General features: G+C 70.9%; 20 protein-coding genes and 1 pseudogene. 18 read left to right on the forward strand and 3 right to left on the reverse strand.

Translation table 11 applies throughout. From position 1 onward, the window contains the following. Positions 1–16 precede the first annotated feature (16 nt). Together leuD and leuC are read right to left on the reverse strand one after the other, a co-directional pair. Positions 17–610 (reverse strand): 3-isopropylmalate dehydratase small subunit, encoded by a 594-nt coding sequence (gene leuD / locus Q8S40_RS07670; RefSeq protein WP_305669911.1) that lies wholly within the window; start codon positions 608–610, stop codon positions 17–19. Further along, positions 610–1995 carry a 3-isopropylmalate dehydratase large subunit gene (leuC, locus tag Q8S40_RS07675; RefSeq protein WP_305669912.1) on the reverse strand — a complete coding sequence of 462 codons (1386 nt, stop codon included), beginning with the start codon at positions 1993–1995 and terminating at the stop codon, positions 610–612. The genes leuD and leuC overlap by 1 nt, the downstream gene beginning before the upstream one ends. A gap of 55 nt (positions 1996–2050) precedes the next feature. On the opposite strand from leuC, the gene Q8S40_RS07680 reads away from it, so the two are divergent. From Q8S40_RS07680 to Q8S40_RS07700, 5 genes are all read left to right on the forward strand, one after another. Further along, positions 2051–2938 carry an SMP-30/gluconolactonase/LRE family protein gene (locus tag Q8S40_RS07680; RefSeq protein ID WP_305669913.1) on the forward strand — a complete coding sequence of 296 codons (888 nt, stop codon included), beginning with the start codon at positions 2051–2053 and terminating at the stop codon, positions 2936–2938. Beyond that, complete coding sequence (locus Q8S40_RS07685; RefSeq protein WP_305669914.1) at positions 2935–3456, forward strand: dihydrofolate reductase family protein; 522 nt, start codon at positions 2935–2937, stop codon at positions 3454–3456. Before Q8S40_RS07680 ends, Q8S40_RS07685 begins: the two co-directional genes overlap by 4 nt. 109 nt (positions 3457–3565) lie before the next feature. Then, positions 3566–4549 (forward strand): tripartite tricarboxylate transporter substrate binding protein, encoded by a 984-nt coding sequence (locus Q8S40_RS07690; RefSeq protein WP_305669915.1) that lies wholly within the window; start codon positions 3566–3568, stop codon positions 4547–4549. Further along, entirely contained in the window at positions 4546–5235 is a 690-nt protein-coding gene (locus Q8S40_RS07695) for an IclR family transcriptional regulator (RefSeq protein WP_304814446.1), read from the forward strand. The genes Q8S40_RS07690 and Q8S40_RS07695 overlap by 4 nt, the downstream gene beginning before the upstream one ends. Next, on the forward strand, positions 5232–6416 hold the full coding sequence (locus Q8S40_RS07700; RefSeq protein ID WP_305669916.1) for a CaiB/BaiF CoA-transferase family protein: 1185 nt from the start codon (positions 5232–5234) through the stop codon (positions 6414–6416). The genes Q8S40_RS07695 and Q8S40_RS07700 overlap by 4 nt, the downstream gene beginning before the upstream one ends. 55 nt (positions 6417–6471) lie before the next feature. Here the strand turns inward: Q8S40_RS07700 and Q8S40_RS07705 are convergent, their stop codons facing one another. After that, the gene (locus tag Q8S40_RS07705; protein ID WP_304814449.1) at positions 6472–7461 is read right to left on the reverse strand and encodes a tripartite tricarboxylate transporter substrate binding protein; all 990 of its coding nucleotides are present in this window, start codon (positions 7459–7461) and stop codon (positions 6472–6474) included. Between the two features lie 127 nt (positions 7462–7588). Here Q8S40_RS07705 and Q8S40_RS07710 point away from each other — a divergent pair, with 127 nt between their 5' ends. The 13 genes and pseudogenes from Q8S40_RS07710 to Q8S40_RS07770 all read left to right on the forward strand — a co-directional run. Next, entirely contained in the window at positions 7589–8833 is a 1245-nt protein-coding gene (locus Q8S40_RS07710) for an amidohydrolase family protein (protein WP_305669917.1), read from the forward strand. A gap of 132 nt (positions 8834–8965) precedes the next feature. After that, entirely contained in the window at positions 8966–9760 is a 795-nt protein-coding gene (locus tag Q8S40_RS07715; protein WP_305669918.1) for a formyltransferase family protein, read from the forward strand. Beyond that, positions 9757–10536 carry a hypothetical protein gene (locus Q8S40_RS07720; RefSeq protein WP_305669919.1) on the forward strand — a complete coding sequence of 260 codons (780 nt, stop codon included), beginning with the start codon at positions 9757–9759 and terminating at the stop codon, positions 10534–10536. The genes Q8S40_RS07715 and Q8S40_RS07720 overlap by 4 nt, the downstream gene beginning before the upstream one ends. After that, positions 10533–12560 carry an MFS transporter gene (locus tag Q8S40_RS07725; RefSeq protein ID WP_305669920.1) on the forward strand — a complete coding sequence of 676 codons (2028 nt, stop codon included), beginning with the start codon at positions 10533–10535 and terminating at the stop codon, positions 12558–12560. The genes Q8S40_RS07720 and Q8S40_RS07725 overlap by 4 nt, the downstream gene beginning before the upstream one ends. After that, a complete protein-coding gene (locus Q8S40_RS07730) occupies positions 12560–13540 on the forward strand; it encodes an ABC transporter substrate-binding protein (protein WP_305669921.1) in 981 nt (326 codons plus the stop codon). Before Q8S40_RS07725 ends, Q8S40_RS07730 begins: the two co-directional genes overlap by 1 nt. Positions 13541–13543: 3 nt before the next feature. Continuing rightward, positions 13544–15583, forward strand: a complete 2040-nt coding sequence (locus tag Q8S40_RS07735; protein ID WP_305669922.1) for a PP2C family protein-serine/threonine phosphatase — start codon at positions 13544–13546, stop codon at positions 15581–15583. Continuing rightward, on the forward strand, positions 15583–15918 hold the full coding sequence (locus Q8S40_RS07740; protein ID WP_305669923.1) for an STAS domain-containing protein: 336 nt from the start codon (positions 15583–15585) through the stop codon (positions 15916–15918). The genes Q8S40_RS07735 and Q8S40_RS07740 overlap by 1 nt, the downstream gene beginning before the upstream one ends. Next, the gene (locus tag Q8S40_RS07745; protein ID WP_305669924.1) at positions 15881–16351 is read left to right on the forward strand and encodes an ATP-binding protein; all 471 of its coding nucleotides are present in this window, start codon (positions 15881–15883) and stop codon (positions 16349–16351) included. Before Q8S40_RS07740 ends, Q8S40_RS07745 begins: the two co-directional genes overlap by 38 nt. Positions 16352–16458: 107 nt before the next feature. Further along, positions 16459–17676, forward strand: a complete 1218-nt coding sequence (locus tag Q8S40_RS07750) for a hypothetical protein (RefSeq protein ID WP_305669925.1) — start codon at positions 16459–16461, stop codon at positions 17674–17676. Positions 17677–17716: 40 nt separating this feature from the next. Next, a complete protein-coding gene (locus tag Q8S40_RS07755) occupies positions 17717–19042 on the forward strand; it encodes an NHLP bacteriocin system secretion protein (RefSeq protein ID WP_305669926.1) in 1326 nt (441 codons plus the stop codon). A gap of 3 nt (positions 19043–19045) precedes the next feature. After that, positions 19046–21196 carry a cysteine peptidase family C39 domain-containing protein gene (locus tag Q8S40_RS07760; RefSeq protein WP_305669927.1) on the forward strand — a complete coding sequence of 717 codons (2151 nt, stop codon included), beginning with the start codon at positions 19046–19048 and terminating at the stop codon, positions 21194–21196. Position 21197: 1 nt separating this feature from the next. After that, entirely contained in the window at positions 21198–24074 is a 2877-nt protein-coding gene (locus Q8S40_RS07765; protein WP_305669928.1) for an ATP-binding cassette domain-containing protein, read from the forward strand. A gap of 185 nt (positions 24075–24259) precedes the next feature. Next, positions 24260–24658: pseudogene (locus Q8S40_RS07770) on the forward strand (hypothetical protein); the annotation flags it as partial.

Genomic DNA, 24658 nt, shown 5'->3' on the forward strand with positions numbered 1-24658 from the left:
AGTTTCCTGATCGTTACTACCCCCCGTTGCGGCGGGCCTCGAAGGCCGTGATTTCCGGCTCCAGTGTCAGGGTCAGTCCGATTTCATCGAGGCCACGCAGCAGACAATCCCGGGCGAAGCCGGGGACGAAGAATTCATGCGTTGAACCATCCGGCGCCGTCAGGATCTGAGTCTGCAGATCGACCGAGATTGTCACGCCCGGGCTGGCTGAAATCGCCTGGCGCAGCGCGCTGACGGCCGACTCGGGCAGCTTCACCGGCAGCAGGCCGTTTTTCAGCGCGTTGGAGAAGAAGATATCGCCGAAGGAGGAGGCGACCACGCAGCGGAAGCCCATCGCCGCCAGCGCATAGACCGCCGCTTCCCGCGACGACCCCACGCCGAAATTCCGCCCCGCCACCAGGATGCCGGCTGCATCGAAGGGCGGCTGGTTCAGGATGAAATCGGGCCGCTTCGCGCCGTCTGGCGTGAAGCGCTGGTCGTGGAAGCCATAGGTCGCATAGCGTTCGTCACGCGGGCGCCGCATGAAGCGGGCCGGCATGATCTGGTCGGTATCGACATTCGCGAGATCAAGCGGCGCGGCGATGGCGGTGTAGCGGGTGAAGGGTTCCATCAGGAGGCACTCACCAGCCGGCCCGCCACCGCGGAAGCGGCCGCGGAGGCCGGGGAGACCAGATGCGTCCGTGCGCCGCGCCCCTGCCTGCCGGCAAAATTGCGGTTGGAGGTGGAGGCGCAGCGTTCGCCCTCGCCCACCGTCTCGCCATGCATGGAGACACACAGCGCGCAGGAGCTTTCCTCCCACCGCGCGCCCGCCTCCTTGAAGATCCGGTCCAGCCCCTCCGCCTCCGCCGCCCGCTTGACGCGGGAGGAACCGGGGGAGACCAGCATCGGCACGGCGATGCGGCGGCCGCGCAGCACGGCTGCGGCGTCCCGCAGATCCTCGATCCGCGCATTGGTGCAGGAGCCGAGGAAGACGCGGTCCAGCGCCACATCCGCCATCGCCTCCCCGCCCTTCAGCCCCATGTAGTCCAGGCTGCGCGCCCAGGCCTTTTGGCGGGCCTCATCCGGTGCCTCCTCGGCGCGGGGGACGCGGCCGGATAGTGGCACCGCTTCCTCCGGGCTGGTGCCCCAGGTGGCCATCGGGCGGATCGCCGTGGCGTCGATCGTCACCTCGGAGTCGAAGCTTGCATCGGGGTCGCTGAACAGGCGGTCCCAGGCCGGGTCCGCCTCGGCGGGCGCGTAGGGGCGGCCGGCGAGCCAGGCGCGCGTCACGCGATCGGGCGCCACCATGCCGGTCCGCGCGCCGGCTTCGATCGCCATGTTGCACAGTGTCAGGCGGGCTTCCACGGATAGCGCGCGCACCGCGGAACCGGCGAATTCGATGGCACCGCCCAAGCCGCCGCCGGTGCCGATCTGCGCGATCAGCGCCAGCGCCATGTCCTTCGCCGTGCTGCCTGCGGGCAGGGCGCCCTCGAAGGCGCAGCGGATCTGCTTCGGCGGGGACTGCCATATGGTCTGCGTCGCCAGCACATGCGCGACCTCGCTGGCGCCGATGCCGAAGGCCAGCGCGCCGAGCGCGCCATGGGTGGAGGTGTGGCTGTCGCCGCAGACCACCGTCATGCCCGGCAGGGTCAGCCCCTGCTCCGGCCCGGCGACATGGACGATGCCCTGGTCGGGGTCCGCCAGTTCGAAGGCGCGGATCCGGTTGGCGCGGGCGTTTTCCTCGAATGTCTCGATGATGCCGCGGATCTCGGGGTCCGCCACCTGGTCCGTCCGGCGGCTCACCGTGGGGGCGTAGTGGTCGCCGAAGCCGAAGCTGAGATCGGGGCGGCGCACGGCCAGGCCGCGCGCCTTCAGCATGTTGAAGGCGTGAAAACTGCCCTCATGGAAATAGTGGCGGTCCACATACAGCAGCGCCAGCCCGTCATCGCGGGCCTGCACCACATGCGCGTCCCAGATTTTTTGAAATAGCGTCTTTTGAGAAGATGTCTGGCCCATGCCCTGACACTGGCGCCGGCTTGGCGGCCAGGCAAGACCCGGGCAGGTTCAAGCCATGTGGAACACGCCCCCCGCCCTCATCACCCCCACCCTGCTCTCCCGCCTGCCGGATGCCCTGCGCCGGCCGCGCCGCAGCGCCTGGGCGGATGCCAACCGCGCCGGCGCGCCGGTGGACAGTTTCCTCGAAGGCCCCTGCTTCGATGCCGGCGGCAACCTGTTCTGCACCGACATCCCGCATGGCCGCGTCTTCCGCGTCTCCGGCAGCCAGTGGGAGGCGGTGGCGGAATATGAGGGCTGGCCGAACGGCCTGGCGGCGCGGGAGGATGAGCTGCTGGTGGCCGATTACCGCCACGGCGTGCTCAGCCTGGACCCGCGGAGCGGCGCGATGACCGCGGTGGCGGAGAACATCAACAGCGAGGGCTTCCGCGGGATCAACGACCTGATCCTGCACCCGGATGGGTCGATCCTGCTGACCGACCAGGGCCAGACCGGGCTGCAGGACCCCACCGGCCGGGTCTGGCGGCTGCACCCGGAGGGGCGGATGGACCGGCTGATCTCGAACGGTCCAAGCCCGAACGGCCTGGTGCTGAACCGTGCGGGCACGCATCTGATGGTGGCGATGACGCGTTCCTGCGAAATCTGGCGCTTCGCGCTGCGGCCGGATGCGGTGGTGGCCAAGGCGAACCTGTTCTTCCGTGTGCCCGCCGGCACCTCCGGCCCCGATGGGCTGGCGGTGGATGCGCATGACCGGCTGTTCGTGGCCAACCCCGGCCATGGGCAGGTCTGGGTGGTGGATCCGCATGGGCTGGCGACGCACCGGGTGGATTGCACCGGCTTCGGCCGCATGCCGACCAACTGCGCCTTCGCGCCCGATGGCCGCACCCTGGTGATCACCGAAAGCCAGTCCGGCAGCCTGCTGGCGGCGGAGATCCCCGTGCCGTGACGCTGTTCCACTGCCACATCGCGACCTCGCTGGACGGCATGATCGCCCGGCCGGATGGCGGGGTGGACTGGCTGGTCGAAGGGGCGCCGCCGCCCGAGGCCTTCGGCTTCGACGCCTTCTACGACCAGGTGGCGCTCATTCTGATGGGTCGCGGCACCTATGAGGCGGCGCGGCGCATGGGCGACTGGCCCTATGCCGGCAAGCCGGCGCTGGTGGTGACCAGCCGGCCCCTGGATGACGCGCCGCCCGGTGTCGAAACCCGCCCGGGCGACCTGCCGGCGCTGGTGGCGGAACTGCGGCAACGCGGACTGGGCCTGGTCTGGGTGGAGGGCGGCGGGCAGTTGCTGCGCGGCCTGCTCGGAATCGGCGCGCTGGACCGGCTGGAGATGGCGGTGGTGCCGGTCATCCTCGGCGCGGGGATACCGCTGTTTCCGCCCGGCACGCCGGAGACGCGGCTGGTGCTGCGGCAGAGTGCGACGGTGGGTGACGCGCTGCACCTGATCTACGAACCGGCATGATGCCGGCGCGATAGGCGGTAATGCTTGACCACGGCGACCGTGCTGCGGCAATGATCTTCTCGCTAACAGAACGACGTTCTGCCTAACAGAACGCAAGGAAGGAAACGCCATGAACCTCGCCCGCCGCGCCCTGCTCGCCGCCCCCGCCTTTCTGGTCCTTCCGGCGGCTACCCAAGAAGCCCGGGCCCAGGACACCTGGCCCAACCGGCCGATCCGCATGGTCCTGCCCTACGCCGCCGGCGGCGCCACCGATGTGATCGGGCGGCTGGTGGCGGATCGCCTGTCGCAACGCCTGCCGCAGCGTGTCGTGATGGAAAACCGCACCGGCGCGGGGGGCGCCATCGGCAGTTCCTTCGTCGCCAAGGCGCCTGGCGATGGCCACACGCTGCTGTTCCACAATATCGGCCACGCCGTGACCAAGGCGATCTACCCGCAGCTCGACTACGACCCGGAAGCGGACCTCAAGGCGGTCTCCATCGTGGCGGAAAGCCCGATGGTGCTGCTGGTGCCGCCCGACTCCCCGCACCGCACCCTGGCCGATTTCGTCGCCTTCGCCCGCGCCAATCCGGAGAAGCTGAGCTATGGCAGCACCGGCGGCGGCGGTGCGCTGCAACTGGTGAGCCTGCTGTTCCTGCGCGCCGCCGGCATCCGCGTGACGGAAATCCCCTATCGCGGCGGCGCCCCCGCGGCGCTCGACCTCGCCTCCGGCACGCTGGACATGCTGTATGATGCGGGGCTGACCGGCTTCGGCCTGGCCCGCGGCGGCCGCGCCCGGGCGCTCGCCGTCTCCGGCCCCAACCGCAGCCCGGTGATGCCGGCTGTGCCGACCATGGCCGAAGCCGGCTTCCCGGACGCCACCTTCATGGTCTGGCAGGCGGTGCTGGCGCCGGCCACCACGCCCGATGCGCTGATTGCCCGCATCCAGGCGGAAATCGCCGCCGTGCTGGCCGAGCCCACCACCCGGACCCGCCTGGCCGAGCTCGGCGCCGAGCGCCTGGTGGGCAACACCCCCGCCGAGGCGCAGGCCTTCGTCGCGGCGGAGATGGCGAAATGGGCGCTGATCCTGCGCGAGGCCGGGGTCCGCGCCGGGTGAGTGCCACGCCTGAAACCGGCGTCGCCGCCGTGGACCGCGCCCTGACCATCCTGGGCGCGTTCCGGGAGGGGGATGCGGCGCTGACGCTGGCGGAACTCGCGGCACGGACCGGCCTGTACAAATCCACCATCCTCCGCCTGCTCGCCTCGCTGGAGCGCAACCGCTGCGCCGCGCGGCTGGCCGATGGGCGCTGGGCGCTGGGGCCGATGCTGTTCCATTGGGGCGCGCTGTATGCGCGGGCGCAGCCGGTCGAGCGGCATCTGCCGGCGCTGCTGGCGGGCCTTGCCGAACAAAGCGGGGAGACGGCCAGCTTCTGGGTGCGCCATGAGGGCCAGCGCCTGTGCCTGGCCCGCGTCCGCAGCCCCAACCGCATCCGTGACGACCTCTCGGCCGGAGATCTGATCCCGCTGCCCGCCGGCGCCGCGGGGCGGGTGCTGACGGCGGCGGACCCGGCGGCGCTCGGCGTGGTCGCGACCTTCGGCGAGCGCAATCCGGAAGCCGCGGGCTGTGCCGCGGCGGTGTTCGGCCCTGGCGGAAAGCTGGCCGGCGCCATCGGCCTGTCCGGCCCGAAGGCGCGGATGCAGGCGCATGTGCCGGCCCATCTTGCCGCGCTGGCCGAAGCCGCGTCCGATCTGACACGACGACTCGGCGGCGATTTGATGCCGCGCACCGGAGCATTTGCATGACCAGCCCGACCCCGCTCGCCGGGATCCGCGTACTCGAATTCACGCATATGGTGATGGGCCCGACCGTGGGCATGACGCTGGCCGACCTCGGCGCCGAGGTCATCAAGGTCGAACCGGCCCCTGCTGGCGACAGCACCCGGCGCCTCGGCGGTTCCGGCGCCGGCTTCTACGCCGCCTTCGGCCGCGGCCGCCGCAGCCTGTGCGTCGATCTGAAGCAGCCGGAGGGGCTGGCGCTGGTGCAGAAACTGGCGGCGCGCGCCGATGTGGTGGTGGAGAATTTTCGGCCCGGCGCGATGGCCAGGCTGGGCCTCGGCTACGCACAGCTTTCGGCGACCAACCCCGGCCTGGTCTATTGTTCCTGCAAGGGCTTCCTGCCCGGTCCCTACGAACATCGCACGGCGCTGGACGAGGTGGTGCAGATGATGGGCGGCCTGGCCTACATGACCGGGCTGGAGGGCCGCCCGCTGCGCGCCGGTTCCTCCGTCATCGACATCATGGGCGGGATGTCCGGCGTCATCGGCATCCTGGCCGCCTTGGCCGAGCGTCAGCGCACGGGTGTGGGCGGTGAGATCCAGGCCGGGCTGTTCGAGACGGTGGCCCTGCTGATGGCGCAGCACATGGCGCAGACGAAGATCACCGGGCAGGCGCCGCCGCCCATGTCCGTCCGCCGCCCCGCCTGGCCGGTCTACGACATTTTTGCGACGTCCGATGGCGGGCAGGTCTTCGTCGGCGTGGTGACGGATACGCAGTGGCCGGCCTTCTGCGCGGCCTTCGGGCTGGACGACCTCGCCAGCGACCCGACGCTGAGCAACAAGCAGCAGCGCGCCGATGCCCGCGACCGCACCATTCCGCGCATCGCGCAGGCGCTGCTGGCCTATACCAAGCCCGATCTGATGGCGAAGTGCGAGGCGCTGGGCCTGCCCTTCGCCCCGATCGGCAAGCCGGCCGATCTCTTCGAGGACCCGCATCTGCTGGGCAGCGGCGGCCTGGTGCCGCTGACCCTGCCGGATGGCCAGCCCATCGACCTGCCGGCGCTGCCGGTCTCGATCGATGGCGCGCGGCCCGGCGGAACCGGCGACCTGCGCGCGCCGGGGGCGGATGGCGCGGCGATCGCGGCGGAGCTCGGTTACTCCGAGGCGGAGATCGCCGCGCTGCGGGCGAGCGGTGCGTTGACCGGGTAGGGCGTGATCGCCTGATTCAGACCTTCGGTGCCTTCGCACCGTCGGTCATCCTGCTCTAATCCACCTTGATGTTGCCGACGCGGATCACCTCCCGCCACTTGTCCAGCTCGCTGCGGATCATGGCGGTATAGGCCTCCGCACCCAGCGTGCCGGGGCGCACGCCGATGCGGCCGAAACGCTCGGCGATCTCGGGGGAGGCCATGGCCTTCGCCATCTCCTCCTCCCACCGCGCCTTCACCGCGTCGGGGATGCCGGCGGCGGCGGAGAAGCCGAACCAGTTGGTCGAGGCGACGGCGGGGAAGCCGGCCTCGGCGAAGGTCGGCACATCGGGCAGGGCCGGAGACCGCTCGGCCTCGCTGGTCGCGATCGGGCGCATGCGGCCGGCGCGGAGGTTGGGCAGGGCGGTGGGCAGGCTTTCCATCAGCGCCGGAATCTGCCCGCCCATCACATCCGTCATCGCCGGCGCCGATCCGCGATAGGGCACATGCGTGAGTTCGACCCCCGCCGCGCGGGCCAGCAACTGGCCGATCAGATGGTTCATCGTGCCATTGCCGCCGGAGCCGTAATTCATCTCGCCCGGCTTGGCGCGCGCCTGGGCCAGGAAGCCAGCAAGGTCCGCTGCGGTCACGCCCGGCCCGACGGCGAGCACGCTTGGGAAGGTGCCGATCAGGTGAATATGAGTAAAATCCGCCACCGGGTCATAGGGCACATTGGCATACAGCACCGGCCCGATGCCGTGCGAGGCGGCGTTCGAGATCATCACCATGTGCTGGTCGCCGCGTGCCTTGGCCAGCAGGTCGCTGCCCACCATGCCCCCCGCTCCGGGCCGGTTTTCCACCACGATGGGCTGGCCGAGCTTCGCGCCGAACCACTCGGCCAGGATGCGGGAGAGGATGTCCGCGGCACCGCCGGGCGGGAAGTTCACGATCCAGCGGATCGGCCGCTCCGGCCAGGCGGCTTGCGCGCGCGCCACGGCCGGCGCGGCCAGTGCCCCGGCAAGACTGCCGAGCAGCAGGCGGCGGGTCGGGTTGGCGATGTAGGGCATAGGAAACTCCCTTTCCTGGATCCGGTGATCCGGTCTGCGCCGGGCAAAGCAACATCGGTGCCGTAGACGAAACCAACCCTGCATGTTTCGCTGAGTCTGCGACACCACTGGTATCCAGGAGCATTGCATGGCCTTCGACCTGATCCTGCGCGGAATGCGCATGCCTCATTCGGCGGCATCTGACCCGTTGATGGACATCGGCGTGCAGGATGGCCGCATCGCCGCCATCGCGCCGCAACTGCAGGGTGAGGCGCGGGACCAGATGCAGGGCAAGGGCAGGCTGGTCTGCGCCGGCTTCGTGGAAACCCACATCCACCTCGACAAATCCTGCCTGTTCAACCGCTGCGATTGTGAGACCACGCGCTTTCCGCATCTGGCGATGGAGCGTGTCTCCGCCATCAAGCCGGACATCACGGTGGAGGATGTGACGCAGCGCGCCAGCCGCACGCTGGAGATGTGCGTGCTGCACGGCTGCACCCGGATGCGCACGCATGTGGAAGTGGACCCGCGCATCGGCCTGCGATTCTTCGAGGGCGTGAAGGCGCCGATCGACAGTTACGCCTGGGCCATCGATGTCGAGATCTGCGTGATGCCGCAGGAAGGCATGACGAATAATCCCGGCACGGATGAGCTGATGGTGGCCGCGCTGCGCAACGGTGCCAGGGTGGTCGGCGCCGCGCCGAACTACGACAGCGATCGCGCCGCGCAGATCCGCCGGGTGTTCGAGATGGCGCGCGAATTCGATGTCGACATCGACATGCATCTGGACAGCGGCACCAGCGGGGCGGATCTGGACACGCGCCTGGTGTGTGACCTGACGGAGCAATATGGCTGGGGCGGCCGGGTGGCCATCGGCCATGTCACCAAGCTGTCCACCATGAAGCCGGCGGAGGTGGATGCGGTGGCGAAGCGCATGGCCGATGCCGGCGTGGCGCTGACGGTGCTGCCGGCGACGGATCTGTATCTCGGCGGCCGGCACAAGGATGCCGATGTGCCGCGCAGCGTGGTGGATGCGAACCGGCTGGTGGCGGCCGGCGTGGTGTGTTCGCTATCCTCGAACAACATCCAGAATCCGTTCACGCCGTTCGGCGATGGACAGTTGATCCGCCAGGCGAATCTCTACGGCACCGTCATCCAGCGCGGCAACGATGCCGATGTGCGGGCGATGTGGAGCATGATCACGGACGCCTCGGCGCGCATCCTGCGGCAGCAGGATTACGGCATCGCGGTCGGTGCGCCGGCCGACCTCGTGGTGGTGGATGCGCCGGATGAGGTGGCGGCGCTGCGCGGCATCGCACCCGTGCTGGCCGCCTTCAAGAGAGGCCGCCGCACCGTGACGCGCCAGCCGGCGGAACTGCACCGCCCGGGCTGAGCGCAGCGCTTGCGCCGTTAGCCATGCCTCAACCTGTGGTCGGTAGGCTCCTGTCCCGGCGGGCAGAAGGCCCTGACACGCATCGCGGGGCGACGGCAAGGCCGCCGTGCCGCGCAGCCACGGGGGCACGGCATGAGGATCGCGATCTGCGTCAAGAAGGACATCCATGGCCTTCTGGCGGCCCGCATCCTCGCGGCCCGGCTTGGCTTCGCGAAGCTTCGCTTTTTTTGCAGCGTCAAGACACGGCAGGCGGAGGCTGACGTTCCGGCGCTGCGGCTGATGAAGCTGCTGGAGCGCGATGTCGCCATCGACACGCTGGCGATGATGGAGCCACCGACCCCCGGCCTGCCACCGCCGGATGAATGGGTCGAACTGCACGACATGCGCGCCGATGGTGGCGCCGCGCGGCTGCTGGATTTCCGGCCCGACATCGTCATCTCCGCGCGTTTCAGCCTGATCTTCCCGCAGCGCGTGCTCGATGCGGTGCCGCGCGGGATCATCAATGTCCATCCGGGCGCGCTGCCCGGCTACCGCGGCCTGTTCGCGCCCTTCTGGCAGGTGCTGCGAGGCGAGCGTGAGCTGGGCTGCACCGTGCATATGGTGGATCGCGGCATCGATACCGGGCCGATCCTCGGCGTGGCGCGGCTGCCCTTCGACGCCACGCGGTCGCTGATGTGGCACACGGCAGGGCTGTATCGCGGTGGTGTCGCCATCGCCGCCACGGCCGCCAATACGCTGGCGCGCGGCGGGCAGCCGGCTGGTGTGCCGCAGCCGGCGGGCGGCGCCTATTTCCGCTTTCCCGCCGCGGCCGATTTCGCGGCCCTGCCGGTGCCTATCGTCAGCGCACGCGATTACGCGCAGGTGCTGGGGGATGCCTTCGCGCCGGTGCCTGATGACTGCGTGACGCCGCGGAGGCAGGCGGCGTGAGGGGCGAGCTTTCCTTCGCCACGCGCCTGACGGGCGTACTGGCGACCATGCTGCTGCTGGGCTGCGGCCTGGCGGCGGGGCTGAACTACCTGAAATTCGAACGCATGCTGATGGAACAACAGGCGCGCGTGCTGGAGATCCTGGCCGGCGAACTGGGCAGCACGGTGGAGAACAGCCTGGCGCTCGGCGTGCGGCTGGCCGGCGTGCCGGGCGCACAGGCGCTGCTGGAGAGATCGCGCGCGGCGGAGCCACTGATCGCGGGCCTGACCATCGCCGATGCGGATCATGTCGTGCTGTTCGACACGGACCGGCAGAACATGGGCAGCACGCTGCCGCGGGAGCAACTGGCGGCGACGGGACCGGCGACATCCTGGCGCTTCCGCGACGGCCCGCGCTACGGCATCGGCGCCCCGATTATCAACGGCTTCGGCCAGCCCGAAGGCGCCATCCTGCTGCGCTATGAACGCACGGCCGTGGATGAACGGCTGGCGGCCGCGCTGCTGGCGATGATGCAGGCCACGCTGCTGGCGCTGGCCATTGCCATTCCCCTCGGCGCGCTCGGCCTGCACCTGGTGACGCGGCAGACGCGCCGCTGGTTCGCCGCGATGCAGGAGGCGATGCAGCCCGGCGCACCGCCCGCCGCGCTCGCCGCGGGCCTGCAGGTGGCCATCGCCGAAACCGATGCGGTGCTGAGCGGGGCGGAGGCGAAGCTGGAACAGATCGCGGCGCAACTGCCCGAATCCCTGCCGCAGCAGATGGAGACCGCCGCGCCATGACGCCGGATCGTCGCCTGGTTGGCCGCGTCGTCGCGGTGGCCGTGCTGCTGCTGACCATGGCCGTCGGCTTCGTCTCCCACACCGCGTTGCGGAGCTTCGAGGCGGAGCTGCGGCCGGAGCTGGAGCGCGAGGCCACCATCGTCGGCAGCATCGGCGCCGGCACGCTGCAACGCGCGCTGGATCTCGGCGTGCCCTTTGCCGGGCTGTCGGGGCTGGAGGAGTATCTCACCAGCCTGCTCGCCGCGCGGCAGGGCCTCGCCTATGTGCTGCTGACCGATGCGGCGGGGCAGCGCATCGCCGGCGCCGGGGAGGCTTCGGCGGACTTCGCCGGGCTTCAGGCGGGCACCGCGGCGCCGGAGCGGGGCGCGCTGATGCGGCTGCTCGGCGGCAGCTACGATGCCGCGCTGCCGGTGCTGGAGGATGGGCGCGTGGCGGGCTGGCTGCATGTGGGCATCGCCCGCGCGCGGCTGGATACGGCGCTGGATGACATGCGCTGGGACGTGCTGATCGTGCTGCTGGTGGTGCTGCTGGCGACCACGGAATTCCTGCGCTTCGTGCTGTCCCGTACCGTGGCCGCGCCGATCGGCATGGTGCTGCGCCTGCAATCGCGGCTGGCCGGCGGCGACTGGACGCTGCGCGCGCCAGGCGACATCGGTGCGGAGGCCGGCCGCGTGGCGCGGCACCTGAATGTGCTGGTGCGCCGGATGAATGACCGCTGGGACCGGCTGTGCTGGATGGCGGCGCAATCGGGCGCCGCTGCGCGGGCCGGTGCGGTGCTGGATGGCGTGCGCGACCGCCTGCGCTTCGGCGTGGCTTCGGTGCAGGAAGGGCTGGGCGCGGGCGCGGCCTCCGCCCGGCTGCCGCTGTTCCTGTTCGTCTTCGCCGAGCAGCTCTCCACTTCCTTCAACCCGATCTTCGCGCTGGAGCTGGCGGGCGGGCAGGGTGGCATCATGGGGGCGGCGCTGCCGATCGTTGCCTTCGTCGCGGCGGTGGCGCTGTTCACGCCATTTGGTGGCGGCGTGGTGGCGCGGCATGGACCGCGCGACGCATTGCTGATCGGGCTGCTGCCGGCCGCAATCGGCCATGTCGGCGCGGCGCTGGCAACCGACCTCACCACCTTCGCCATTGCGCGCGCCGTCTGCGGCGCGGGCTACTCCATCGTCACCATCGCCTGCCAGGTGCATCTGGCGCAGGAAGCGCCGCAGGGCCGCGTGGCGCGCAGCCTGGGTGGTTTCACGGCGGCAGTGATGACGGGCGCGGTCTGCGGCACGGCCATCGGCGCGGTTCTGGCGGACCGGGTCGGTTTCCGCGTGACGCTGGTGTTCTCCATGCTGTTGGTTGCCGGCACCGCGCTGCTGGTCTGGCGCGCCTTCGCCGCCGGCGGCGCGAGCGAACAAAAGCCGGTTGGCGTGTGGCGCAGCGCGCGCGCCGCCTTCGCTGAGCCGCGCTTCGCCCTGCTGGTGCTGTTCGCGGCGATCCCGGCCAAGGTTCTGCTCGGCGGGTTCATCTTCTTCCTGGCGCCGCTTGAGCTTCGTGAATTGGGGCTGAGCCAGGCCGCGATCGGCCGCAACGTGATGCTGTATGGGCTGTGCATGCTGCCCGCCATCCTGGTTGGTGCCTGGCTGACCGATCGCACCGGGCGCGGCGGCCTGGTGATTGCCGTGGCCGGCGTGGTCAACGGCGTGGCGCTGCTGCTGCCCCTGTGGCTGGAGCGGGAGGTGGCGCTGCCGCTGGCAATCATCGGAACCGGCCTGGCGCAGGGGCTGGCCGCCGCGCCGATGCTGGCGATCATCCCGGGGCTGAGCCTGATGCGCGGTGCGCCAAGCTCCGCCGCCATGCTCAGCTTCCTGCGCCTCGGTGAGCGTTTCGGCAGCGTCATCGGCCCGCCGGCGGCGGCGGCGCTGCTGGCGCTCGGCACGGGGCAGGAGACGATGCTGGCCCTCGGCGTGCTCTCGCTGGCCACCGCCATCGGCTACGCGCTGTCGCTGGCCTTCCAACGATCCCGGCAGAAGGAGCCAGCGTGATGCTGCAACGGCGACATCTTCTGGCGGCGCCCGCGCTGCTGTCGACGCGCCCCGCCAGGGCGCAATCACGGCCTTTCCGCATCATGATGCTGCTGTTCCGCGGCTGGGAGGAAGCCTGCGACGGCTTCCGCGACCATTTCGCCGCGCGCCGCATCCCGGTGGAGCTGATCGTCCGCGATATCGCCCAGGATCTGCGCCGCGTGCCGGATATGGTGGCGGAGGTGCGGCAGGTGCGGCCCGACCTGGTCTATGTCTGGGGCACCTCGCTCGCCATGGCGGCGCTCGGGCCGTGGGATGCGGTGGACCCGGCGAAGCACATCACCGGCGTGCCGGTGGTGTTCAACATCATCACCGATCCCGTCGGCAATCGCATCATCCGGTCGCACAACGATCCGGGCCGCGCGGTGACGGGCACCGAATACATCGCACCGGTGGAGGTGCAGATGCGTGCCATGGCGCGCTACCGCGCCTTCACCCGAATCGCCACCACCTTCAACCCGAATGAGCGTAATTCCCTGTCCGTGGTGGCGCAGATGCGCGCGCTGCTGGGCGACGCTGTGATGGAATTGCCGGTGGCGCTGGATTCGGCGCGGCGGCCGGATCCGGACTCGATTCCGGATGTGGTGGCGCAGGCCCGGCGCGCGGGGGCGGAGTGGCTGTACATTCCGCCCGACACCTTCCTCAACAACCACCGCGCCGTGCTGACCCGTGCGGCGCTCGAGGAAGGCCTGCCCTGCTTCTCCGCCAGCGAACGCTTCGTGCAATTCGCCGAGGGGCTCGCCGGGCTGGTCAGCCGCTACTACTCCGTCGGCGCCTTCACCGGCTTCAAGGCGGAGCAGATCCTGCGCGGCGGCCGCGCGCCGGAGAGTATTCCGGTGGAGACGCTGACGCGGCTGTCCTTCCTGATCCGCATGGAGAGCGCGCGGCGCCTGCAGATCTTTCCGCCCGTTGGGCTGCTTCGCGTTGCGGAGACCGTCTGAGCCATGCTCCTCCGATCCCGCATCCTGCTGCTGTTCGCCCTGGCCACGCTGCTGGTCGCCGCCTCCGTCGCGCTGCCGGCCTGGCTGGTGCTGCGCGATGGGCAGGAGCGCGCGGCGACGCTGCGCGCCAGCCTGCAAGCCGCCACGCTGCGTGAGGCGGTGGACCGCGCGGCCGCCCCGCTGGTTGCGGTATTGCGGGGCGCCGCGCTGGATGAGGCGCTGGTCTCTGCGCGCGCCGCGCAGGATGAATCCGCGCTGCGCCAGCGCCTGGCGGCCTTGCGTGACTCGCTCGGCCTGGATGGGCGGCTGGATATGGTGGGCGGGCAGGGCCAGCTTCTGGCGGCGGCACCCGCGTCGGCGGACCCGCTGGCCAGCGGCGCCGCTTCCCTGCAGCGGGACCTTGTTGCGGGCCAGGTGCAGGCCGGCTTCGAAGCGGCCGAAGGCGAGGTGCTGCTGGTCGCCAGCCTGCGCCTGGCGCAAGGCGACCTGTTGTCGCTCGGTGTGCCGGCGGAATCGGCGCTCGGGCAGATCACGCGGCATCTGGGCGCTGACCTGCTGATGCGCGATCGCGGCGGCGCCACGCTGTTCGCCAGCACCCCGGCGCTGCGCGATGGCGCCAGCACGCTGCGGGCGGGCGGGACGCTGGAGATGGGCGGCCGGCTGTTCCGGCTGGAGGCGACGCAGGCGCAGAATTCCGCTGGTGCGGTGGTGGGAGAAATCCTGGTGCTGGCGGATGCCACGGCGGAAATCCAATCCCGCCGCCTGCTGCTGCTGGTGGCCTTCGCGCTGCTGGTGGTGGCCGCCACCGTCACCTGCCGCGCGCTGTATGGCGTGATCCGCGATGCGCTGGACCCGCTGACGGAACTGGCGCGTGCGCTTCAGGCCGTGGCCGGCGGCGATATCTTCGCCTCCGCTGCCATCGGCCGCCGTGGCGATGAGGTCGGCGCGATCGGGGAGGCGCTGGAGGCGCTGCGCAGCAACACCCTGGCGCTGGATCGGCTGCAGACCGGCAACCGCCTGGCGGGGCTGCGCGAGCGCGCGCTGATCGCGCAGGAAATCGCGCGGCTGACGGCGGTGCTGGAAGGCCCGGCGCGGCGGGAGATCCTGGGGCTTCTGGAAGGCGAGGGCGCGACCCTCGGCCCGGCCTTCGCGCGGCTGTCCGGCCATGTGGTGCAGCAGCATCGCGCGATGGCAGAGCTGCTGGCGGAACGCACGCGGGACCTGGCGCTGGTGCGCCAGGCGCTGGATGAGCGGCTTCAGTTCAACCGGATGCGGGAGGAGCTGGATGTTGCGCGGCGGCTCCAGCTTTCGTCGCTGCCCACCACCTACCCCGAGCGTCCCTGCTTCCGCCTGCACGCTGCGATGGTGCCGGCGAAGGAAGTGGGCGGCGATTTCTGCGACCTGTTCATGCTGGACGAACACCGGCTGGTCCTGATGATCGGCGACGCCTCCGGCAAGGGCGTCGGTGCCGCCATCTTCATCGCCATGGCCCGCAGCCTGCTGCGCGCCGCCATGGGCCGCGGCGCGACGCCGGCGGAGGCGCTGGCCCAGGCGAATGACACGCTGGCGGCGGACAACCCGACGCTGATGTTTGCCACCGCTATCGTCGCGGTGCTGGATTGCCGCACGGGCCTGCTGACCTACGCCAATGCCGGCCACAACGCGCCACGCCGCCGCAGCGCGGATGGGCGGGAGGGGGAACTGCCCGTCGAGGTCGGCATCGCGCTCGGCGTGATGGATGGCATCGATTTCGCCGACCAGACGCTGCTGCTGGAAGCCGGCGACCATGTGCTGATGTTCACCGATGGCGTGACCGAAGCGATGGGACCGGGGGATGCGATGTTCGGCGATGCACGGCTGGCCGCCATCGTCGCCGATCCACGCAACGGCGAACCCGCCAGCCTCGTGGAGGCCGTGGCGCAGAGCGTCGAGGTCTTCGCGGAGACCGAGCCGCAGGCGGATGACATCACCATGGTGGCGCTGCATTGGCGCGGGGCGGAAGCGGCCCCCGTTTGGCACGCACGTGAAAAGGAGACGGTCTGATGGACGTGACCACCGAAGTGCATGGGGACGCGCTGATCCACCGGGTCAGCGGCCGCATCGATACCGGTACCGCGGCGGATGCGGAACGCAAGCTGACGGCGGAGGTGCGCCAGGGCCGTCGTGTCGCGATGGACATGACGCAGGTGGCCTATGTGTCCTCCGCCGGGCTGCGCGTGGTGCTGATGGCGGCGAAGCTGGCCAAGGCCAATCGGGGCGCCGTGTCCCTGTTCGGCTTGCAGGCCACGGTGCGGGAGGTTTTCGCCATGTCCGGCTTCGACAAGGTGGTGACGATCCGCGATGACGAAGCTTCCGCCCTTGCTGCCGTCGCACCCTGACATGGCGGCGATACGGCTGCGCTGCGACCGCGCGCCCGAGGCGGTGGAAAACACGCTGGATGCGATCGAGGCGCATCTGATGGCCGCTGGCGCCGAGGCGCCTGAGGCGATGCAGTGGCGCCTGGTGGCGGAGGAGATCGTCACCAACATCGCCCGCTGCGCCTGGCCCGAGGGCATCGCGGCGCAGTTCCATGTGGAGCTGGCGGCGGAAGCGCGCGCCGCCGGGCTGCATGTCAGCATGACCACGATCGATGATGGCGTGCCCTTCGACCCCACCGCGCAGGCGACCCCCGATATCGAGGCCGCGCTGGATGACCGCGCCATCGGCGGGCTGGGCATGTTCCTGGTGCGGGAGATGACGGATGCGCAGCGCTATGACCGCGCGAATGGGGAGAACCGCTTCCGCGTGGAGCGGCTGCTGCCGCGCGGCTGAGGAAACACACCGAAGTACTCATGTCGTCATTCGGAAATACTGGGCCGGTATATTAATCTTAAAGAAGATCGGTTCAGACTAACGGGAGGCATATCAGGACGCTTCCCATGACCCCGCCCGACACCAACACCTGGTCCGATCTGGATGATGCGACGCTGGCCTCCGTCGTCGGCGGCAGCGGTTCCACCGCGACGCCGACCAGCGGCGGTGGCGAGGAGGATGAGGCGGAGTATGGCGCGAGCCTGACCAGCCCGACGATCGTCGGCGGCGGCGTCTCGGCCGGCGACCAGGTTTCCACCAGCATCGTGGTGAACGGCGTCACGCTGGAAGCCGGCGCCGGCTGGGCCGCGGGGGCGGGCTATGAGGTGACGCATACGGGCGCGAGTGCCGGCGCGGGCGTTGGCGCCGGCGTCTATGCCAGCGGCAGCGTGACGGAGGGCAATGTCACCACCACCGTGACGCTGGAAGCCGGCGCGGGCGCGCAGGTGGTGGCGGAGGTGGGCGTCACCGGGGTCAGCGTGTCCGCCGCGGCCGGCATTGGCGGCAGCGTGACGGTGGAGGTCGCGACCGAGCACAATCTGGGCCACGGCACCACCGCGACCACCACCACCACCACCGAGGTCGGCGTCAGGGCTGGTGTCGAGGGCAGTGTCTCCTACGGCATCGAGGGTGTGCAGACCGAGGCCGAGATCATGGCCGGTGCCTATGCCTCCGTCACAGTGGCAGCAACGATCGGTGGTGATCAGGGCTCCGGCACCGTCTCGGCCGGGTATGTCGATCCGGGTTCGGCGGGCGTCGGCGCGCAGGTCGATGCCGGCTACAGCAATGGCGAGATCACCATTGGCGTGGGCGGCGAGGTTTCGTTGCTGCTGGGCGGTGTGAATCTCGGCGTCAGCGGCACGGTCGATGTGAACGCGGTGGGCGATGCCGGCGCCGGGGCGGCCGCGCTGGCCGAGGCGCAGGCACAGGTGGCGGCGGAAAAGGTGGCGGCCGAGGCGCAGGCTGCGGCGGAACGCGCCGAGGCGGAAGCGCGTGCTGCGGCGGAACGCGCCGAGGCGGAGGCCCGTGCGGTGGCCGAGCGTGCCGAGGCGGAAGCCCGCGCCGCGGCGGAACGCGCCGAGGCGGAAGCGCGTGCGGCGGCGGAGCGTGCCGCGTCGGAAGCCCGCGCGGCCGCCGAACGTGCCGCGTCCGAGGCCCGCGCGGTGGCCGACAGGGCGGCGGCGGAGGCGAAGGCGGCGGCGGATGCGGCGGCCTCCGCTGCCAAGTCCGCCGGCAATGCCGTGAAGAGTGTCGGCAAGTCCCTCAAGAAGAAGTTCAGGTTCTGATCTGCAGCGAACTGCCCGCTTCGAGAGGGGAACATCCCGCATGACCGCGCCAGCCAGCCCGCCGCCCTTCCGTGCCGAGGCGGTCGCCTCCGCCACCTCCGTCACCGTGGTCGAGGATGCGCTGGAGGTGGTGCAGCCGCCGCTGATGGTGCTGTGGTGGGGACTGGCGGCGCTGGTCATCGGGCTGCTGGCCTGGTCCGCCACCACGAATGTGCCGGTAAAGATCGGCGGCCAGGGGATTCTGCTCTCGGCCGGCGGGCTGACCGACATCGTCTCCGACACCGAAGGCCGCGTGGTGGAGATGCTGGTGGCGCCGGGCGATACCGTCACCGCCGGCAGCATCGTCGCCGTGGTGGACCAGGCGGAACAACGCCTGCTGCTGACCGCGGCGGAGGGTGAACTGCGGGACGCGCAGGCGGCGCGCGCCGAGGTGCTGCGCTTCCAGGAACGCGATGCGGAGGCCGACCGCGCCTGGCGCATGGCGCGGGAGGAGGGTCTGACGCAAACCCTGCGATCAGCGCAGGAACGCCTGCGATTGATGACGGAACGCGAGCAGGTGGTGCGTGACCTGGCGGCGCGTTCGCTAGCCACGCGGGATCGTGCGATCGGCGCGCAGGTCGAGCTGTTCACCATCCGCGACCAGATCGAGACGGTGCGCAACGACCATCGCGTGCTCGGCCTGGATGCCGCCATGCGGCAGACGCAGCGCGAGAAGGATCTGATGCTGGCGGATCAGCGCGTCGCGCAGGCGGAACGCCAGGTGACCACGCTGAACGAACGCATCCGACGCATGGGCGCCATCGTCTCGCCCTTCGACGGGCGGGTGGTGGAGGCGAAGGCCAATACCGGCCAGGTGGTCAGCCGCGGCGGCCCGCTGCTGACGCTGGTCCGCAGCGACGTGCCGGGGGCGGAGGCCGGCGGGCTGGTCGGCCTGATCTATGTCGGCGCGCAGGATGGCAAGAAGCTGCAGCCGGGCATGGCGGTTGAGCTCTCGCCAGCCACGGCGCCACAGCAGGAATATGGCTATCTGGTCGGCCGCGTGGTGCGGGTGGCGGATACGCCGGCTTCCTCCGCCGGCATGCTGCGAACTTTGCAGAACGACGCGCTGGTCACGGAATTCCAGCGCAACCAGCGCACGCTGTTCGAGGTGAACATCGTGATGGAGCGCGACGCGCAGGGCGGGCTGCGCTGGTCCGCCGGCAATGGCCCGCCCTTCACCATCGAGGGTGGCACGCCGGTGGCGATGCAGGCCACGGTGCGGAATGTGCGGATGATCTCGCTCGGCCTGCCCGCGCTGCAACGCTGGCTGGGGGAGGATGTGCGGGTCTCCGCCATCCCGTCAGCCACGCATGTCGCGGCGCGCTAGGCGATGCGCACCCCCACCATCCTGCAGATCGAGGCCGCGGAATGCGGCGCCGCGGCGCTTGGCATCATCGCCGCGCATCACGGGCTGTGGCTGACGCTGGAGGATCTGCGCGCGCGCTGCGGCGTCTCCCGCGACGGCAGCAAGGCGAAGCACATCGCCGCCGCGGCGCGCGAGATGGGCTTTGAGGTGCGCGCGGTACGTGGCGAGCCGGAAGCGCTGGCCAGCGTCGAGGGCCCCGTCATCCTGCATTGGGGCATGGACCATTTTCTGGTGCTGGAGGGCAGGCGCGGCGGTGGCTGGCAGCTGAATGACCCGGCGCGCGGCCGTCGCCGCGTGGATGATCGCGAATTGCGCCGGCAGTTCAGCGGCGTGGTGCTGATGATCAAGCCCGGGCCGAACTTCAAGAAGGGCGGCGCGCCACCGAGCGCCATGCGCGGCCTGGCGGACCGGCTGCGCGGCTGCCGGCGCGCGGTGCTGCTGGCCATTGGCATCAGCGTGATCCTGGCGCTGCCGGGCGTGCTCGGCCCGTCCTTCCGCCAGGTCTTCATGGACCGCATCCTGTCCGCCGACGTGATCGCGTGGCTGTGGCCGATGCTGCTAGTGATGCTGGGCGTCGGGGCCTTCGCGGCGCTGTGCACCTGGATGCAGAAAACGCTTCAGCACAATCTGGAAACCCGTGTCGCCGTTGCGGGTGGCATCGGCTTCATGGAACGCGTGCTGCGCCTGCCGATGTCCTTCTACGGCCAGCGCGGACCGGCCAGCATTGCCGATCGCGTCATGCTGAACGACCGCGTCGCCGGCATCGTCGCGGGCGAGATCGGCGGCACCATGCTGGCGCTGATCATGGCGTCGATCTACCTGGCGGTACTGCTGTTGTTCGACCTGCGGCTCGGCCTGGTGGCGCTCGCCGCCGCCGCGTCGCTGGCCCTGGCTCTGGTGTTCCTCTCGGCCCGGCTGAAGGAGGATCAGCAGCGCCTGATGAACGAACAGGCGATGGAGGCGGCGGAGGCCAAGCAGGGGCTTCGCATGATCGAAAGCTATCGCGCCAGCGGCAGCGAGGCGCTGCTGTTCGACCGGCTGATGGCGCGCCGCGCGCGTGCGCTGAATCTGCGGCAATCGCTGATGCTGGGCCGCACCGCGCTGCGGCATTTGCCGGGGCTGGCGACCGCCATTGCCGCGGCAACCTCGCTGGCCATTGGTGGCGGGCTGGTGATCGGCGGGCAGATGTCGATCGGCGGGCTGGTGGCGTTCCAGTTCCTGCTCGCGGTGTTCCTCTCGCCGGTCGGGCGCCTGGTGCAGCTCGGCCCGCGCATGCAGGAAGCCGGCGCCAGCCTGCGCCTGCTGGACGACACCTTGCAGCATCCGCTGGCCGAGGAATTCACCAAGCCGCCCGCCGCGCCACGCCTGATCCGCCGCCTGGATGGACGCATTGAATTGCGCGACGTCACCTTCGGCCATTCGCGCCGCGCCGCGCCGCTGATCTCCGGCGTTTCGCTGGTGGTGGAGCCAGGCGAGCGTGTTGGCATCGTCGGCGCCTCCGGTTCCGGCAAATCCACGCTGGCGCTGCTGGCCGCCGGGCTGCATGAGCCGTGGTCGGGGCAGGTGCTGCTGGATGGCAAGCCGTTGCGCGATATCCCCCGCGCGGTGCTGCGCCAGTCCCTTCAGGTGGTGGACCAGACCGCCACGCTGTTCACTGGCACTCTGCGCGACAACATCGCGATGTGGGACCCCACCGTATCCGAGGAACGGCTGCACGCCGCGGCGCGTGATGCCGTCATCCACGATTTCATCCTGGAGCGGCGGGAGGGCTACGCCTTCCCGATTGCCGGCGGCGGCACCAACCTCTCCGGCGGCCAGCGCGCGCGCATCGAGATTGCGCGTGCCCTGGTGCAGGACCCGCGCATCCTGCTGTTCGACGAGGCGACCGCGGCGCTGGATGACCAGACGGAGGCGGAGCTGCTGTCCAACATCCGCCGGCGCGGCGCCACCATGCTGGTCGTCGCGCACCGCCTGGCGCCGCTGCGTGACTGTGACCGCGTGGTGGTGATGGAGCGCGGTGCCATCGTGGAGATGGGGCCGCCCGCCGAACTCGCGGCGCGGCGCGGCGCCTTTGCCACGCTGATGCTGCCGGCCATGGCCGAGATGGGGGCCTGAGATGGACGCCTTCGTACCCCCCGGCCTGCCCGGTCCGCCCGACCCCAGTTTCCAGCAGCCCCCGCGCAGCCTGGCGGAAACCGGCGCCTTCTGGCTGCTAGAAGCCGGGGAGGCCGATATCTTCGCCGCCCAGGGCGGGCTGGAGGCGTGGGCACCGGGGCAGGCGCCGCCCGGCCCGCATCTGTTCGTCGGCCGCATCGGCCCGGGCACGCTGGTGGTGGGGCACGGGCCGGATCTGGAATGCCTGGTGCTGCGCCCGGCCGCCGGGGCGCGGCTGCGGCGGCTGCCGCAGCTTGCGGCGCTGGGCGGGCACCAGGCGCAGGTCGAGGCGATGCAGCTCTGGGCCGCCGCACTCGCCGGCGGGCTGGGCGCGCGGCTGTGGCGCCCCTCCAACATCGACAAGGTGGCCCGCCCGGGGCGCCGGCTGCATCTGGCGGAGCGCCAATCCGCCACCGCGCGCGGCCAAGGCGTGTGGCTGGAACTGCCGCCCGGCTGCGGCATGCTGCTGGGGCTGGAACCGGTCGGCGGGTTGCTGCCGTTGCCGCCGGAGGGCTGGCTGGTGGCCGGCGTGGAGCTGGACGCGCTGGTGCTCAGCGCGCCGCCACCCTCCCTGATGGCGGCGGCGGAGGAGGGCATCACCGCCTTCACCGATGCCTGCGTCGCCATGCTGCCAAGCCTCCGCAGCCTGGCCGAGATCGATGAAGGCGGACGGCTCGGCCAGCGTGCCCAGCAGGATGCGGAAGCCGCGCAGCGCACCACGGACCTCGCCGCCGCGCTGCTGCACGCGCCGGCACCGCAGGTGGCCGCGAAGCCGGTGGAAGCCGGGCCGGCGGAGCCGCTGTTTCAGGCCATGGTCACCGTGGCGAAGGCCGCCCGCATGCGCCCGCGCATCCAGCGCCCGACCCGGCTGCGGGAGCAGGATATCGACACGCCGCCGACCATGGACGAGATCGCCCGCGCCTCCGGCCTGCGGCTGCGGCCGGTGGGGCTGCCGGCGGAATGGTGGCGCCGCAACCTCGGGCCGCTGCTGGGACATCTGGAGGGGGAGCCGGTGGCGCTGCTGCCGCGCAAGGGCGGCTATGTGCTGCAGGGCTTCGATATGCCCGCGCAGCCGGTGAACGCGGCGCTGGCGGATCGCCTCGCGCCGCGCGCCTGGACGATGATCGAGCCGCTGTCGGACCAGCAACTGACCGTCACCGATCTCGGCCGCTTCGTGCTGCCCAATCGCGGCGATCGCGGGCTGGCGCTGGGGGCGGCGCTGCTCGGCGCCTTTCTTGGGCTCGGCATGCCGATCGCCATGTCGTTTGCCACCGGGTCCTTGATTCCCGGCGGCAACCGGATGGGGCTGGTGGAGCTGGGCATTGCGCTGGCCTGTGTGGGCCTGGCGAATTTCGTCGTGCAGATGGCGGGCGACATCGCCAAGCACCGGCTGACGGCGACCGCGGAAGCGCCGCTGCATGCCGGGCTGTGGGACCGGCTGCTGCGGCTGCCGATGCCGGTGCTGCGGAAATTCACGCCCTCCGAAATCTCCTCCCGGTTGAATGTGGCGCTGTCCCTGCCGCTCGGTGTGCAGGGCTTTCGCTTGTCCGTGATGGGTTATGGCGCGGCGCTGGCGACCTCCATGGCCATGCTGTTCCTGTACCACCCGATCGGGGCGCTGGTGGCGCTGGCTCTGCTGGGGGTGCAGATCGGCATTGCGGTGGCCGGCGGCATCCTGAAATCCCGCGTGCAGCAGACCGGGCAGCAGCTTTCCGGCGCGGCGGACAGCCTGGCGATCGAGGCGGTGGGCGGCATCACCAAGCTGCGCCTGGCCGGCGTGGAACACCGGCTGCTCGGCGCCTGGGCGGAACGCTTCGTCGGCATGCGGCGCACCAAGCTGGTGGAGGAGCATATCGATACCTGGCTCGCCTCCGCCGCCGCCTTCCTGTCCTTCTTCGGCGTGGGCCTGCTGTTCCTGCTGTTCATGTCAGGCGCCGAGGCGCCGAACAACGCCGCGGTGGTCGGCTTCCTGATGGCCTTCATGATCGCCAATGGCGCCGCCAATGGGCTGGGCCAGGCCTTCACAGGCTTCTATCCGCTGTATGCGATGCGCAGCTACGCCTTGCCGATGTTGCAGGCGCAGCCGGAGCCGACGGCGGGGCGGATCGACCCGGGCCGGCTGACCGGGCGCATCGCCATGACCAATGTCGCCTTCGGCTATGAGGGTGCGGATACGCCGCTGTTCTCCGGCCTGAACCTGTCCATCGAGCCGGGCGAGTTCGTCGCCATCGTCGGGCGCTCCGGCTGCGGCAAATCCACGCTGGTGCGGCTGCTGCTGGGGCTGGAACGCGCGCGCTTCGGCAGCGTGACCTTCGACCGGCAGGATCTGGTCTCGCTCGACCTCGGCCTGTTGCGGCGACGCATCGGCACGGTGCTGCAAGGCGCGCAATTGCCGCCCGGCGCGCTGCTGGATGTGCTGCGCGGCTTCAGCGAGGCGACGGAGGCGCAGATCTGGCAGGCGCTGGCGGCAGCGGCCATCGCCGAGGATGTGCGCGCCATGCCGCTCGGCCTGCGCACGCCGATCGCCGATGCGGCGCATGTGCTCTCGGGCGGCCAGGTGCAGCGGCTGCTGCTGGCCCGCGCGCTGGTGAACAAGCCGGATGTGCTGATCCTGGACGAGGCGACCAGCGCGCTGGACCCGGCAACCCAGGCGGTGACGACGCGCACGCTGGCATCCCTGACCTGCACGCGAATCGTCATCGCGCACCGGCTGGAGACGATTCGTGGCGCCGACCGCATCCTGGTGATCGAGCGAGGCAAGGTGGCGCATGCGGGCAGCTTCGAGGAACTGGTGGCGCGCGGCGTGCTGGATGGCGGGGCGGAATTGCGGGCGGCCTGAGGGGGCAGGTCACCCCGCCCGTCACCCGCGTCTTCACCGGCGTCTTCACTGGCGTCTTCACTGGGGGCTGATTTCCGTGGCGGCGCGGGATGCTCTATGGCGGGTGGCGCTTCATATCAGGCACCGTGCCAGACGCTTCCCAGCCGTCCCTCAGAACGTTGCCTCGCTTCCAGGCCACGCCACGCGTGGCGGTCCGCCGCGACCCGGCGCCGCTGCCGGCCGGCGGGGGCGACCCCTTCGGCCGGCTGCTGCCGCAAGGGTCGGGGCGGCGGAGATGGATTCTGGCCTGGCTGCTGGCCTCGCTGCTGCTGCACGGGCTGCTGGCCCTGTATTTCATCGCCCCCCCGCGCGAGGTGCGAGACCTGCCGCCGCCGGCCGTCGAGGTGGTGTTCGAGGGCGGCGGGGCGTTGCGGCCGGAGGCGGAGCCGCCCCCAGGCATCGCTGGCCCGCCCACGCCTCCGCCGGCACCGCCCCAGCCGGTTCCGGCGCCATCGGCGGCCGCGCCTGCGCCGCCCCCGACCGCGCCTGCGCCGCCCCCGGTCGCGCCGGCACCGCCCCCGGTCGCGCCTGCGCCACCCCCGGTC

The organism is Falsiroseomonas sp., assembly GCF_030695085.1.
Classification (GTDB): Bacteria; Pseudomonadota; Alphaproteobacteria; order Acetobacterales; family Acetobacteraceae; genus Falsiroseomonas.